Here is a 15951-nt window from a genome sequence, read left to right on the forward strand (position 1 = left end):
TTAAAATGGATATCCGATGGCAATATTTAAAACAAGATTATCTTTTCTCCAGCTTGAGTCTCCGAAATTAATTTTATCGAAGGCCCATCTGTCTCCTTTCTGATAGTAAGGAACTCTCAGTGGCATAGCAAGGTCAAGTCTTAGAATCAGGATAGAAAAATCAAGTCTCAGACCCACTCCGGCACCCACCGCAATTTCATTTAAAAAGTCTTTTGAAAATTTAGCCCCAGGCCTCTTATCGTCGTCATGAAGCAGCCAGATATTTCCGGCATCTACAAAACGGCAGCATTTAAAAATTTGTAAAGATTGGCGCGGTACTCCGCATTTAATTCCAGTTTGATATCCCCCGACTGATCAAAATATGCTCCCTGCTTAATAGTTCTCGGGTCAAAGCTACCCGGCCCTAATGTTCTTGCACGGAATGCTCTGATACTGTTGCTACCTCCTGAGAAAAACTGTTTGGAGAAAGGAATAAATTCTGAGTTTCCGTATGGATAAGCGATTCCTCCAATAAATCTTGTTGCCAGTGAAGATTTTTCAGTGAACTTATGATAGAATCTGAAATCATTTTCAATTTTCACATATTGGCTGAAAGGAATTCCAAATATTTTCTTTTCCTTATCTTTTTTCACATCAGCTCCTGTAGCCAGCCCTGTAATATTTCCTGCCAGATCAAGCGTACCTTTGTAATAAACGGTATTGGTTCTTGGCAGCATGGTATTGGTGTACGTGAAAGAATAGGTAGGTCCGAAAATTAACTGCCTATCTACAATTCTTTGCATAGCAGGATTTTCGGCAGATATTTTATTGTATTCCTCAGTAACATTTGCTGGAGAAACCAATGTAATATCAATCACCTTCAGTTCATGCTCTTTTCGGGCATTTTCTTTCCACAGATATCCAAACGATCCGGTGAAGTTATTTAGGGTATAATATTTTGTTCTGTTTTGGAATTCATATCCCAAAGTGATATTCGTTCTTGGAACAAATTCACTGGAAGAATGAAAACGGAATGGCGCTACAATTCTTGGAATGGAAAGCTGTACATTAGCTCCCGCACGGAAGATATTATTGGCATCCTGAGAACCTCCCATCTGGAAATCAAAAGCTCCGAAGATTGCTGCTTTGAATTGTTCTGCACCCCTGAAGAAATTTCGGTGTGTCCAGTTCAGATTCAGCTCACTACCTGCGTAGTTGGCAGAATTTGTTCTTCCTAAAGCTTCCAGACGAAGTGATTGGATTTGTCTTGGAGTCAATAAATAATAAGCATCAAATTTATGACTCAGTGAATCCGAAACTACAAACTCATTCTTTACAAATTTGAAAACACCGAGACTGATTAATCTGTTCAGCGTAAGATTATGATTGGAACGGTTATAAAGATCTCCTTTTTTGAAATATAGAGCTCTGTCAAAAATCTTCGGTTTGAATTTATGCTGAGGATCAATGACGTAAATATCATCAAAAGCATATTTGGAAAGAGAATCTTTATTCATCGGAATGCTGTATTTCCCTTCTTTTACATCCTGAATGTTGTAATTAGGGAATACAATAACATTATTAATGCTGAATTGCTGAGTCGCTAAATCAGGCGTGTTATCTTTTAATTTTACGTTAAGCTCAACCTTATGATTTTTGCTTACAGTACTGTCTGCCTGTACAATAATGTTATCAGGATGAAAATAATAAAAACCTCTTTCTTTTAACCGATTATCAATTCTTTCTCTTTCCGCTTTGATGACATCCAGGTCAAATGGATTTCCGTTTTTAAGAAATGTTCTTTTCGTTAAATTCTGAATCTCCTGATTAACAAGAGTAGAATCTTTCTGAAACTTTACCCCGTCAATCAAATATCTGGAACCCGGTCTTACCGTATAAATAACCTGGGCTTTTTTGTTCTTTGAAACCGTGTCATAAGAAGCTTTAGCATTGAAATATCCTTTGTTTTCAGAATAATTGACAATGATATCTTTATTGAACTCACGGTCTACATCACCTAATAATACAGGCTTTTCACCTATTTTATATTTAAGCCAGTAATTAAAACCTTTATCCTTTTTAGGCTCTTTGGCGATATTATAAAAATACAGCTTGGGACGCATTCCCAAAAATGTGGAATTGGGTTTTGGGGTAAGGTTCGCTTCCAGTGCAGCCTGAAGTTCTTTTTTTCTTTTTTTGAAATCGTATCGTTTTCAATCTTTACTTTGGCTCCTGTGTAGAGCATCTGACCTTCTTTCAAAAACCTTGTATTACTGCACGAGACTACTGTGGATGCCATTCCGGAAACCAACAGATACTTACAATATATATGGAACTTTTTACTCATTATTTAAATTCTACCACTTGGTTATTTTGATTCTTTTTTGGCTTCTTGTCTTTAGATTTCTGGAAGATCTCGCGGAATTTGTCATAATCTAATGTAATAATGAATCCAACTCCGGTTTCTATAATCTGCCCTTGAAGGGCCACCTGATATTCATCTTTACGATAAGCACGCAGCATATATCTTCCATCTTTAGAAAGGCTGTAATCTACGGAGACGTTACCCGCAATATTGGTCATGTTTTCGTTCTGGCGTGCCTGGCCTTCCAATCCGAAGTTACTTCCCACGGTTACTTTCAGTCGGTCATTCAGTAGTTTTTTACTGATATCCACATTCAGATCGGTTCTTGTATTTTTTTGTCCGCTTGAATAATCTTCTGTAGAATCAAGACCGAAATTCAGGTCTACACCTTTGATCAGACCGGATGCTAGATTGTTTAGCTGTTGAGAAAGAATCTTACTCACACTCTGTCTGGCCATTGTTTCGGCAGACATTCCGGCTCCGCTTTCAAATGGATTTTCCCCGATGAATCGGTTTAGAAGCAATAAAGCAAAAACCTGTTTATTCATTTCAGATTCCTGAGTTCTGAGCTGCGCGAGTTTTGCATTGACATCCTCTGTTACCGTTGAAGCAACAGAATTATTTTTTTCATCAGTAGTAATGTCAAAAGAGAGTTGTGGCTTCAAAAGCTCACCTTTCATTTTTAATAAAGTATTGAAAGGAATTTTTTGTTTATACTGATTCATAAGTGAAGCTGCTTTTCCGGTGAGTTGCTGCTCTAATAGATCAATAGGCGGAGCTTCAGTTTTGTATACAGCCGTAATATCCATGATCGCCATGGTAGGTTCACCTGTCCAGGTGATTGTGCTGCCTTTCTGAATATCAAATTTACGTTTAAGCAGACTCACAGAAAGATCATAACTTCCTTTTTCCACTTCATAAACTCCTACTAATGTCATTTTTCCGGAAGGGTCAATTCCACCTGTCAGTTCAGCTTCTCCCTGTAGTTTTACAAAATCACCGTTTACTTTATCAATAATAATAGAGAGCTTGGCTTCTTTGCTGACTTCAATGTTGACACTCACATCCATCCCTTTGATACGGCTTTTGGAGTCGAGAGAATCTGTTTTGATTGTTTTATTTAAAACTACCTGATCCTGATCTACAAACTCTACAATACCATCCCTTTCCTGTAAAGACGGGGAAGATTGAGGAAGAACAAATGTAAAGTCTGTGTTGTCTGCTACATTCAGCTTTCCGTCTACTTTAGGAAGATCAAGATTTCCGCGGATATGAAGCCCGGCATCAATCGCCAGAACACCATACATCATCGCATCATTAGACTTTTCTGAATTGACAACTTTGAAATTCTTAGCATTCACATTCAGATTGAAGGCAAAATCCCTGTAGGTCTGTGTCAGAACCTGTCCGTCCACAACAAGAGCATTGCCGTCTTTGTCTTTGATCTTGAATTTATCAAACTCAATCCCTCGGCTCGTAAAGTCTATTTCATCACTCAGATTTCTGAAATCACTTCCTGTTTTTGCGATTTCAAGACCTGCGTTATTGAATTTTACTTTTCCTAAAATATTGGGTTTATCAGCAGTTCCGGTGATTTTCAGATTTCCTGAGAGATACCCTTCCGTATTGGTAATCGCATTCATAGAGAACCCTTGGATGCTCTTCATCTGAAGCTGGTTGATCGCCATATTCAGATCGAAGGTACTGGAAGAAGTATTGTAATCACCCAGGATTTTTACATCATTGTTATTTCCGGAAAGAGCAATGTCAGCATTTAAAACATTCGGTGAAGCATTGTTTACTTTCACGGCAAGATTTCCTACAGGACTTCCATATACAATTAAGTCTGAAATATTCAGATCAGAATTGAATGTCATTTTTTGGTGACATCCCGAAGCTGTGCTGTCCCGTTAATGGTTCCTCTTGCCAGAACTGTATCTTTTTTGATCAATTCTGTAATGTTTTCTATCTTAAAATCTTTCAACGAAATGTTCAAAGGACTGCTTGGATTATTGCTTTCAGACTGAACTGCGATTTCACTATTTCCATTAGATAGAATGAAATTATCTGCCAGAATTCCTTTATTGCTGATCTGGATTTTATTGTTCTCTGCAACGTTCCAATCCGTATAATTGAGCTTTAATCCGTTCGGATTTAAAGATATTTCTGTAATGTCGTTCAGCGATTTTGCATTTCCTGCAATCAGGAATTGAGTAGCATCTTTCTCGTCTTTTGTAGTAACATTGTATCGGATCGTATTGTCTGCTACATCTCCATCAATGTTTATTTTGTTTAAAGAAAAACTTGAGCTTTTTAAAGCAGCAACATTCAGACTGTACTGCAATGCCTGGTTTTCATTAGTCACCTTTAAACTTCCTTTTTCAATGGTATTTTCACCATATAACAATCGCGGAATCTGTCCGTCAATTTCAATTTTCTGAGAATCTGCATCATAATTTCCTACCAGATTTATGGTTTCAAAATCTTTCAGGTCCGGAACAAATTTTCTGATCAGGTCATCATTTTTAATTTTTGCAGTAAAGGTAAAATGCTGCCCCGGATCAATTTTTGGCTTTTATCAGGCTTCTGGAACTGATAATACTGATTAACAGTTTTCGTTAAAGCCCCAAAGATCTGGGTAAGTTTATATTTACCTTTCAATTCCACATCTGCCACTTGAGAATTGAAAATAATCTGCGTAGAATCATTGGTAGAGGAGGCTTTCAGATTGACTTCCTGTACCGGATACACTTCTTTGGTATCTGAAAAGGCAAAATCTTTAAGGTTCAAATACCCGTTCAGGTTATTCGGATCTAAGCTGGTGAAATCACCATCAATTTTTCCGGCAATGATCATTGGTTTTTCGTAGAAGCCAAGCTTGTTGACATCCAGCTTGATGACTTCTCCATTTATTTTTACTGTAGGATTTTTTTCATCATACACTCCTGAAGCCGTCAATTGTAAACTGGCATTCGGATCTTTTGAGTCTAAAATTACATGATAAGCACCTTTGTTGATCTTTCCGGTAAGATTCATGTTTTGATAGCGATACCCTTTGTAGACTGCGGAAGCAACATGCCCTTTTAAGTCTGCATTGGCATTTTTAAAATCAAAACTTTCACCTTTTGCTGCAATCTGTGCGGTGATAGGACCAATATCTTTATTCTGAATAATTTTTCCTACCTGTATCCCCTGAAGATTAGCTTTTACATCATATAGCTCATGATTTTTTCTACGCATATCTACTTGAGCGACTACAGCTGCATTTCCGAGAGTGGAGTAGAGGTTAAGGTCTGCATTCACCACTTTGGTCGTTCCCTTTGCATTTCCTTTGATACTGAAATGAGAAGCAAGCGAAATATTGGAAGGTATTGTATTTTTTGGGACAAGATTGAAAATTGTTTTGGCACTGGAAGAAAATTCTCCAATTCTCAGATCATAATACAACTGATCAGGGTTCATTGCATTTTTGATTTTCCCGGATGCCATTACCCTCAATTCGTCCAGCCCTGAAACTTTAAGGTCTTTGATTAAAAGGTCATTTACACTTCCTTTTACATTGGCGTTGACATTTAAAACAGCATTTGGATATTTGTTGAATGGCACTGTATTTTTTAAAGTCGGAACAATATTTAAAATATCAGAGAATCCTATTTTTGAATCTTTTATATTGGCTGAAATCTTTACAGCACCAAGATTTGAGGTTAGCTGATCAATAGAATTGTAGTTTAAAATAACCTCATCACGCAATATTGTTTTAGGAGTCTGCAGATAAAGATCTTTGAGATAAGCTTCCTTTTCTGCATATACAAAATCCGTATTGAATTTCTGAATATCCAGACCTCTTGCCTCCTGAATTTCTGCAGAATTTACGGTTCCTGCAAAAGTATTATTCTCCATTTTGAAACTTCTCACCTCAACATTCATTTTTGAAAAATTAAGATGGTTGAAATCCATTCCCTGTTTGGTTGGAGCAATAGCGGTATTATTATAATTTACTTTTACATCATTTAAAACAAGCTTTCCTAAGAGAAGCTTCATTGCCTTATCCTGATCAGAAGCTTTGGAAACTTCTGGCTCTTTGGTCGTTTTCGGGTTGGCATTCTGAGCCGGAAGATAAAGATTGGCATTAATATCTGCTCCGGAAAGAAATACATTGGCTACGTTGTAAGCGTTGTTTTCAAGATCAAGCTTATTGACCTTTGTGCTCAGCTCTTTGAATATAACTTTTGCAAATGTTTTGGTATTTTCATCCCCGTAATCAATATCAAAATGAGTAAGTTTAATGCCTCTTAACCCAATATTCATCGGTGTCTTCTTGTTGAGAGAATCTACTTTTTTCTCAACCTTATTTGCTACTTCTTCTATAAGACCCTGCTTTAGCTTTAATTTTAATCCATCAAGATTAATATCATTGACGGCATAATTATTTTTGGTAAGATCAAAAGTTTTTACCCTGGTATCAAACGATTTAAAATAGAGTTTAATATCATTCTTTGACTGCTGGTCATTGAAGGTAACACCAATATCTTTTAAATTAATTTTATCCAAAGAAATAATAAATGGCTTAGAAGAGCTTTCTTCCTTATCAGTGGTAGCAAAAGCATCGATAATGTAATCAAAATTGAATTTACCATCCTGCTTCCGCACAACATTGGCGCGGGCTCCTTCCATACTCACCGAAGTAATATCTGCCGTAGAATTGATAAGCTTTAGCATGTGTAGTCCTACATCCAGTTTTTTGACTGCAAGAAGAGTATCTACGTCTTGTCCTTTCAGATATAGGTTTTCCATCACAAGACTGTTGGGAAATCCTATGTAGACTCTTTCAAGGCTTACCTTGGTTTTGATTTTTTCTCAAGATAAACAATGAGCTTGTCCTTAATAAAGTTCTGAACGGCTGGAAGTCTTAAGCTTAGTATCAACAGGGTAAGAAGAACCAATATTGAAATAAAGGTTATAACAATACGCCTTAAGAGTTTTGTGGTGTTGATTTTCAGTTTCAAATTCGGTGTGGTTTCTAACAAAGATAATAATACTAAATTATTTTGACTTTGTTGTGGTACCCTTTACGAATGCAAAAATCCTGCCTTGGCTGTCTTTTTATGGAATTTTTAGTTTGTAGTTGTCAAGTGAATAGTTGAGTAAGACAGGCCAAGGCAAGAATTGTTATTGTAAAAAACGCCCCCTTTTTATCATTTTTTGATGTTGAAAAGGTTAGTTAGCAAAAATGAAAATTCAAAAGTTAGTGTAGTTGCAAAGGGGGCGTGGCATGGTTTATATGATAGATAATAATTTTTTTAGTTGTTTCCGTTCTCCCATTTTACTTCTTCTCCCTGTGCGGCAGCACCCCCTTGAGCAGTTGTAATTGGAGCCGTTTCCTGGTTGATATGATAAATATAAGCGGCAATTTTTTCTGCATCTCTTCCTGTAATGGTTCCTTCTTTGATGAAAGGTCTCATGGTAGGATTGTTTGGAGAGCCATTTTCAAGCATCCAGAAAACATTTTTAAATAAGCTTTTTTCTTTCATATTGATCCAGTGGGTGTCAGTAAGATTGGGACCTATACCTCCTTTTCCACCGTCTCCATGGCAGGTAACACAATTCGTTTTGAAAAGCTCCTGGCCTTCTGCGATATTATCGGCACTGTATTTTGCGGATTCCAGATTGATCTGAGGCGCGGTTTTTTCATACTCCTCGATGGAAGCCAACATGGTTTTTGTTTCTTTCGTGTATTCTGCATCCGGATGGGCATAATCTGTGAAAGAAAAGGCAAACAGATACACTGCACAGAAAATACATCCAAACCAGAATAGACCTATCCACCATTTTGGAAGAGAATTGTCAAGCTCTGTAATTCCGTCAAAACCGTGGTCGATAAGGATATCCTTTTCTTCGGTCACAGATTGCTTTTTGAAGGCGGAATTCCATAATTTCTGATAATAAGGAATCTTTTTTTCTGCCAGATATTGTTTTCTCTCTTCCTCTGATAATCTGCTGAAGCTTTCATTTTCCACCAGATCTCCAATCGAGTTCATGATCAGCAGAAGGATAGTAGCAATTAATATCAGTGCCCAGAAAAAAGGGGAAGAAAAATATCCTGAATCTCCGGCGAACATTTCAAAGGCCATGATCGTTAAACCTATCGTTGTTGCGATATATATTGAAATTGGGGTTCTCGTTTTCATTGCAATACAATTTTAAATGTTACTCTACGCTTGCTGTTTGTACCTGTGTTGTTTTAATATCTGTACCTAATCTCTGCAGGTAAGCGATCATTGCTACGATTTCTCTTTGTTCAAGGGGTACATAAGCAGATCCTTTTGCCGATTTTTCTTTGACCATCTGATCTTTTATATCAATGGCTTCAGAATAGATTCTTTGTACAATAGCTTTGGATTGGTTATCTGCCCATTGGTTGGCGGAATCGATCTGGGCTTTTGTATAAGGTACATCGAAGACATTTTTCATCAGTTTCATTTTATCTACCATCTCGTTTCTGTCCAGCTTATTGGTGATCAGCCATGGGAAACGCGGCATAATAGAACCTGCAGAAGTAATTCTTGGGTTGTACATATGTTTGAAGTGCCATGAATCTGGGTTTCTGCCTCCTTCTCTGTGAAGATCCGGCCCTGTTCTTTTAGATCCCCATAAGAAGGGTCTGTCATATACAAATTCTCCCGCTTTGGAATATTGTCCGTTTTTTCCTTCAAATCTCATTACTTCGTCACGGAAAGGTCTGATCATCTGAGAGTGGCAGGCGTTACACCCTTCACGGATATATAAATCTCTACCTTCAAGCTCCAGAGGAGTATACGGTTTTACAGCTGTAATCGTTGGGACACTTTGCTTCAGTGAAAGCGTCGGAACTATTTCCACCAGTCCACCAATTGCTATTGTGATGAAAGCTAATATAGATAGAAGAGTAGGTGTTCTTTCCAACCATAAGTGTACACCTTCACCTTCTTTTCTTGAAGTTCCGATATTGGCTAATGCAGGAGCTTCTGCAGGAACTTCTTTCTGGAATGATCCGGCTTTAACGGTTTTGATAACATTGATCACCATTAAAATTGCTCCTAAAAGATAAAATATACCTCCTAAGAATCTCATTTTAAAGTAAGGAATGATTGCTGTAATAGTATCTAGCCAGTTTTTCCATAATAAGGTTCCATCCGGGTTGAACTGTTTCCACATCAATCCCTGTGTGAATCCTGCGATATACATAGGTACAGCATAGAAGATAATTCCTAATGTTCCCAGCCAGAAGTGCCAGTTGGCCAATTTTTTAGACCAAAGGGGTGTTCTCCACATGATCGGAACCAGATAATATACCACCCCGAATGCCATGAAACCATTCCATCCAAGAGCTCCTAAGTGTACGTGACCAATCACCCAGTCGGTATAGTGACCAATTTTATTTAATGATTTTGTTGCTAATAAAGGTCCTTCGAAAGTGGCCATACCATAACAGGTAATAGCAACTACAAAGAATTTTAGAATAGGATTTTCTCTTACTTTATCCCAGGCTCCTCTTAAGGTAAGAAGACCATTCAGCATTCCTCCCCATGACGGTGCAATAAGCATAATGGAGAATCCTGTTCCTACTGCCTGAGCCCATGCCGGTAATGCTGTATATTGCAGGTGGTGAGGGCCGGCCCAAAGGTATACAAAGATCAGCGACCAGAAGTGAATAATGGATAGTTTGTATGAGAATACCGGTCGCTGTGCTGCTTTTGGCATAAAGTAATACATCAGACCTAATACAGGAGTGGTTAATACAAATGCTACCGCATTGTGCCCGTACCACCATTGTACTAATGCATCTTTTACACCTGCATATACAGAATAAGATTTCCAGCTTGTGAAAGATAAAGGAACTTCAAGATTATTGAAGATGTGAAGCATTGCTACAGCGATCCAGGTTGCCAGATAGAACCAGATGGCTACATACAAATGTCTTACCCTTCTTTTGGCAATAGTTCCAAACATATTGATTCCGAAAATGATCCATGAGAATGCAATTAAGATATCAATTGGCCATTCATGTTCAGCATATTCTTTTGAAGTGTTGATTCCCATAAGGAAAGTAATCACTACGCTGACGATCATAAACTGCCATGACCAGAAGTGAATCCATGATAATGTATCACTGTACATTCTGGTTTTAAGAAGTCTTTGCATACTATAGTAAGCACCACAGAAAAAGGAGTTACATACGAAAGCAAAAATTACAGCACTTGTATGGAGCATTCTGATTCTTCCGAAGCCCATTGCTCCCTGAGTATTGATAAGCCCCTGAATATTACCCGAAGCTAAGCTTTTAATGGTTGTATCATCCGTACCGAATAAAAATTCAGGTAATTCAGGATAAAAAAGCATCAGTGCAGCCGTAAGCCCCAGCAGAAATCCTACAAGTCCGAATGTGATAGTCGCATAGAGGAATGCTCTGACAATATTATTGTCATAATTAAATTTTTGCGTCTCCATAAATTCCAATAGTGTTTACCGAAGTGATATTTTCTCTGAAAAAAGAGGTGTTTTTAAGCCTTTTTTATATTGAAAATAAATATCATGTAACGTGTATAATGTTTTGCCAAAGGTATTTATTACCTTTGTTAGAGGCTAATAGATAATCTTCTAAAATATACCGAAAACTACTAAAACAAAAATGATGAAAGTATGTGGACAAAATATCAGGAAAATACGTAGGGGCAGAGATCTTACGCAGGAATATATGGCTTTTGAAATGGGAATTTCCCAAAAGGCCTATTCCGATATTGAGAATTCCAAGGTGAAGATCAACCTGGAGATACTGACTAAAATATCCAATATTTTAGACATTAAGCCATCCGATATCTGCAGCATTTCGCACAAATGTGGAACAGACGGAAATGAAGAAAAATACCAGAGCCTTTTGGAGTACATGAAAAATAATAATATTGCGATTCCGAAAGAGTTTTTGTAGGCTTTAGTTTTACGCTTTACATTCAATATAAGTCATCATAAAATAATGATCTCCTTCAGCTATTGAGGGAGATCATCTTTTTTTGGCTAAAAAATAGATAACAACTCGTAAGCTTTATCAATAAGGATATAAAAGAAAAGAGCCCTGTTCTGTTAAGGGGAACTCGAATTGTCAATTTACCCCATGGAATGTGAATTTCTCTCAAAAGTTTTTATATATTTAGCGACCGAATAATTCATTCAATGAGCAACGAAAATAAAACAGGACAAAACGAGACTTTAGTTAGAGGATTAACAAATCGACACATTCAATTAATTGCCCTTGGAGGTGCCATCGGAACCGGATTATTCCTGGGAATTGGACCGGCTGCAGTATTGGCTGGACCATCAGTAATTTTAGGCTATGCTTTAGCTGGGATTATCGCCTTTTTTATTATGCGTCAGCTTGGTGAGATGGTTGTTCAGGAACCCGTATCGGGAAGTTTTAGTCACTTTGCTTACAAATATTGGGGAAATTTTCCAGGGTTTGCTTCCGGGTGGAACTACTGGATTCTCTATATCCTGGTAAGTATGGCAGAACTTACAGCAATAGGTCATTATATTCATTTTTGGTGGCCTGATATTCCGCTTTGGGTTTCCAGTTTATTCTTCTTTATAGTGATCAATGCACTTAACTTGGCTTCTGTGAAGGTATACGGAGAAACAGAATTCTGGTTTTCCATCATCAAAGTAGTGGCTATTATCGCAATGATTATTTTCGGGATATATCTTTTAATAAGTGGTACAGGAGGAGAAAAAGCGACAATTACCAATTTATGGAATGATGGCGGATTCTTCCCTAAAGGATTATTTAATAAAACAGAAAACGGATATTCGGGGTTATTCTCAGCGATGGCAATGATTATGTTCTCTTTCGGTGGATTGGAGTTAATCGGGATTACGGCTGCAGAAGCAAAAAATCCGGAGAAAACTATTCCACAGGCTACTAATCAGGTGATCTATAGAATCCTTATTTTTTACGTAGGTGCTTTGGTTATTTTATTTGCATTAAGCCCTTGGAGAGATATTACAGAAGGATCAAGCCCGTTTGTAATGGTTTTCCAAAACCTGAACGGTCTTGAATTTAGTCTTTTTGGTAAAGTGGTTCAGTTCAATACGTTAATTGCGAATGTTCTTAACCTGATTGTTTTAACGGCGGCTTTATCAGTGTATAACAGTAGTGTTTACAGTAACAGCAGAATGCTTTTCGGATTGGCTCAACAGGGGAATGCTCCAAAATTCCTGAAAAAACTGAATAAAAACTCTGTTCCTACCAACGCAATCATTATTTCTTCTTGCTTTGCCGGGATCTGTATTATCATTAATAAGCTGGTACCGGAAAAAGCTTTTGAATACTTAATGGCTTTGGTGGTATCTACTTTGATCATCAACTGGCTGATGATATGTTACACCCATTTGAAGTTTAAAAAATCAATCAATGCATCAGGAATTCATTCAAAATTCCCATCTATATTTTACCCTGTATCCAATTACATCTGTATTGCGTTTTTGGTGCTGATTTTAGGATTGATGAGTATTACAGGAATGGAAATTCAGGTGATTTTAATTCCTGTATGGATTGGCTTTTTATTCGTAATGTACAAACTGTACAAACCGAAATAACAATATAAAAACAAATTTAAATAGGTTTTAGAAAGGTGAAAATTAAATGATTTTCACCTTTTTGTTTTTATTTTCTGTAAATTGGTAGTAAGATATATGGTGAAAATATATCATTTTTTTCTATCGTTTTGGCTTGTTGAATAACAACTTCTACCGGATCATTCCGATAGAATTGATGAATACTTACAGTCGGAAACGGAAGATACTATCACCTGTATTTATTTTCCTTTGTAGGAATAGAATGTCAATTTAGGACAAGATTTGTTTTTTTGGTAAGCGTAATTTTGCATCATCAAATCATCACAATGATGATTAAGTTTCAAAAAAACAAATAGAATGAAAAATATACTTCTCCTCATCTTATTACTCCCTTTTTGTGTCAAGTCACAAATTTCTATTCAGGCTTATGGTGGAAATAAAGAGACTGAACTTTTGGGAATATATAATAAAGATTTCAGTGGCAAGTGGAATTATTTTGCTTCAGGAACTATTAGCTACAACTATGACTTAGGAAAAGTAAGTCCTGAGCTTTATCAGAATCTTAATTATGGAATTATAAAGAACCTGGGTGTTTCTGCAGGCGTTCATATTTCAGAGAAAGATATCATGCCGTCTGTAGGATTGGCGTATGGCAAAGAAAATGATGTTTTCGCCATCAATGTATTTCCTGCATTTACCTATTCTACTGATGCGAAAGAATTCGGACTTGGACTCTATACTTTATTGGAATATACTCCTAAAATCAATGAGAAGCTTAATCTTTACAGCATGTTGATCGTAGAATCCGATTTCAGTTTTAAAGAACATCAGTCCAGCAGTCAGGTTATCCGTTTAGGAATAGAAAATAAGAAAAAAATGCAGTTTGGAATAGGAAGTAATATTTCCCAGACAGGAAGTAGTTTTGAAACCGATGTCAATTTCGGTGTATTTATTGGAAAGAAATTTTAATGATATGAAAAAATTATTCACACTCACTTTTGTATTGAGTTTTATATTAAGTATGGCACAAACAGATTATCATTTTCCCGAAGAATCTTCGCGGCATGAAGGAACGTGGCTGCAATGGCCGCATCACTATCAACATGGTATGACGTACCGCAAAAGGGTAGAGCAGACTTGGGTAGATATGACAAAGGCCCTTCAGTCAGGGGAAAAAGTTCACATTATTGCTTATAATGCAGAGGAAAAAAATAGAATTATCCGTCTTCTGGAGGATAATAAAGTTCCTATGAAGAATGTTGATTTCAAAGTTTATCCTACCGATGATGTATGGATCAGAGATAACGGGCCTATTTTCGTAAAAGATAATAAAGGAAATGTTCTCATTGAAGATTGGGGTTTTAACGGCTGGGGCGAGAAATTTGATTTTGAAAACTGTGATGCAATCCCGCAAAAGCTGGGTAGTGATCTTGGAATAAAAGTAATCGATCTGAATGAGGAAATGGTCAACGAAGGAGGTTCTGTGGAAACAGATGGCAATGGTGTGTTGATGGCTTGTAAAAGTTCAGTAATCAGCCAGAAAAAAGGAGCTACCAGAAACCAAGATATCACTCAGGAAGAAGCTGAAGAAATGTTTGAAACGTTTTACGGAGTATCCAAAGTGATTTGGTTGGATGGGGTGACCGGATTGGACGTTACCGATATGCACATTGATGGTTTCATGAAATTTATTAATCATAATAAAATGATTACCATGAATGAAGATGATCTTCTCGAACTTGGGATTTCAGAGAAAGATGTCAATACATTGTATACCGCAACCAATGTAGACGGAAAAGAATATAAAAAAGTATATATACCTGCTACCAAAAACAAAGTGAAAACGGCGTACGGAAAGCAATTAGAAGAAAAAGGATCTTATGTAAATTATTACGTAGCTAATACTGTAGTGCTTGTTCCTAATTATGGAGATCCTAATGATACAGTTGCCAATAAGATTATTCAGGAGCAATATCCGGATAGAAAAGTAATAGGAATAGATGTAAGAAATCTATATGAAAACGGAGGAATGGTACATTGCGTTACGCAGCAGCAGCCTGCAGGAAATCTAGCAAAATAAATTCATAGAATTAAGTAATTTTTTGTGCATCAGGTGAACTCAATTGATTAAATTGGCTTCATCTGATGCTTTTTTTGTGAAAACAACTCTCAGAATCTGGCTCGTTTCTTTGTTTTTTTGTATCTTAGTAAGAGGTTATATTTCAAGTTAATGTGAAAAATTATCATCTGTTTGAAATCTCCTGCGGGTATGCCGAAAACCGTTATCAAGAGTAGGCAAAATTAAAAAAACACACCTATGGCAAATTTGTTTCAAACGCTTACTAACACGGTAAAGCATTGGTACATTCCATTAATTTTTGGAATCATTTTTCTGATCTGTGGATTTTATGTATTCAGTGTGCCACTTGCAACGTATGTAACCCTTTCAATTTTTTTTAGTGTTTCATTCCTATTTTCAGGAATTACGGAAGTATTCTTTTCCTTACAGAATAGCAAATCCCTGCAGGGCTGGGGCTGGTTTTTGGTAAGTGGATTATTGACTACCGCAATTGGGGTTTATCTTATTGCAAATCCTCAGATTTCGATGACCGTACTTCCATTTGTGATTGGATTTACTTTACTGTTTCGTTCCTTTCAATTGCTGGGTTTTGCTTTCGACCTGAAAAGTATGAAAATAATGAGTTGGTGAAATGTAGCCCTTGCCAGCGTTGGAGGAATTATATTTTCTCTGTTGCTGATATTTAATCCCGTGTTTACAGGAATTTCATTAGTGACCCTCACAGGCGTTTCCTTTATTTTTATGGGAATAGCTTCCATTATGCTGGCCCTGGATTTAAGGAAAATTAAAAAAATTCCTGGAAAAGTAAGTCAGGAATTAAGAGACAGAATCAAATCTATACAGGAGGAGATTGATGATCTGAAAAAATAATAAACCGTATTTTCTGATATAAAAGGCCTTGAGAATAGACTGCCCCAAAAAG

General features: G+C 36.9%; 8 protein-coding genes and 2 pseudogenes. 6 read left to right on the forward strand and 4 right to left on the reverse strand.

The annotated features are described in order from the left end of the window. The 4 genes and pseudogenes from LF886_RS23885 to ccoN all read right to left on the reverse strand — a co-directional run bounded on the left by LF886_RS23885 (window position 1) and on the right by ccoN (window position 10831). Window positions 1-2326, reverse strand: a pseudogene (locus LF886_RS23885) (BamA/TamA family outer membrane protein). Further along, window positions 2326-7350, reverse strand: a pseudogene (locus LF886_RS05085) (translocation/assembly module TamB domain-containing protein). Before LF886_RS05085 ends, LF886_RS23885 begins: the two co-directional pseudogenes overlap by 1 nt. Before the next feature lie 294 nt (window positions 7351-7644). Then, complete coding sequence (locus LF886_RS05090) at window positions 7645-8532, reverse strand: cbb3-type cytochrome c oxidase N-terminal domain-containing protein (protein WP_236852995.1); 888 nt, start codon at window positions 8530-8532, stop codon at window positions 7645-7647. Window positions 8533-8551: 19 nt separating this feature from the next. Next, window positions 8552-10831, reverse strand: coding sequence for a cytochrome-c oxidase, cbb3-type subunit I (gene ccoN, locus LF886_RS05095; protein ID WP_236852996.1), 2280 nt, complete (start codon window positions 10829-10831; stop codon window positions 8552-8554). A gap of 181 nt (window positions 10832-11012) precedes the next feature. Here ccoN and LF886_RS05100 point away from each other — a divergent pair, with 181 nt between their 5' ends. The 6 genes from LF886_RS05100 to LF886_RS23995 all read left to right on the forward strand — a co-directional run bounded on the left by LF886_RS05100 (window position 11013) and on the right by LF886_RS23995 (window position 15899). Further along, window positions 11013-11309, forward strand: coding sequence for a helix-turn-helix domain-containing protein (locus LF886_RS05100; RefSeq protein ID WP_236852997.1), 297 nt, complete (start codon window positions 11013-11015; stop codon window positions 11307-11309). A gap of 242 nt (window positions 11310-11551) precedes the next feature. Then, the gene (locus LF886_RS05105) at window positions 11552-12970 is read left to right on the forward strand and encodes an amino acid permease (protein WP_236852998.1); all 1419 of its coding nucleotides are present in this window, start codon (window positions 11552-11554) and stop codon (window positions 12968-12970) included. A gap of 336 nt (window positions 12971-13306) precedes the next feature. Then, on the forward strand, window positions 13307-13918 hold the full coding sequence (locus LF886_RS05110) for a hypothetical protein (RefSeq protein ID WP_236852999.1): 612 nt from the start codon (window positions 13307-13309) through the stop codon (window positions 13916-13918). 4 nt (window positions 13919-13922) lie between these two features. Beyond that, the gene (locus LF886_RS05115; protein WP_236853000.1) at window positions 13923-15029 is read left to right on the forward strand and encodes an agmatine/peptidylarginine deiminase; all 1107 of its coding nucleotides are present in this window, start codon (window positions 13923-13925) and stop codon (window positions 15027-15029) included. A 237-nt stretch (window positions 15030-15266) separates the two neighbouring features. After that, window positions 15267-15659: an HdeD family acid-resistance protein gene (locus tag LF886_RS23990; RefSeq protein ID WP_317207644.1), complete on the forward strand. Its 393-nt coding sequence runs from the start codon at window positions 15267-15269 to the stop codon at window positions 15657-15659. Window positions 15660-15719: 60 nt separating this feature from the next. Further along, window positions 15720-15899, forward strand: coding sequence for a hypothetical protein (locus LF886_RS23995; protein ID WP_317207645.1), 180 nt, complete (start codon window positions 15720-15722; stop codon window positions 15897-15899). Window positions 15900-15951: the final 52 nt, after the last annotated feature.

The organism is Chryseobacterium sp. MEBOG07 (assembly GCF_021869745.1).
GTDB classification, from domain to species: domain Bacteria; phylum Bacteroidota; class Bacteroidia; order Flavobacteriales; family Weeksellaceae; genus Chryseobacterium; species Chryseobacterium viscerum.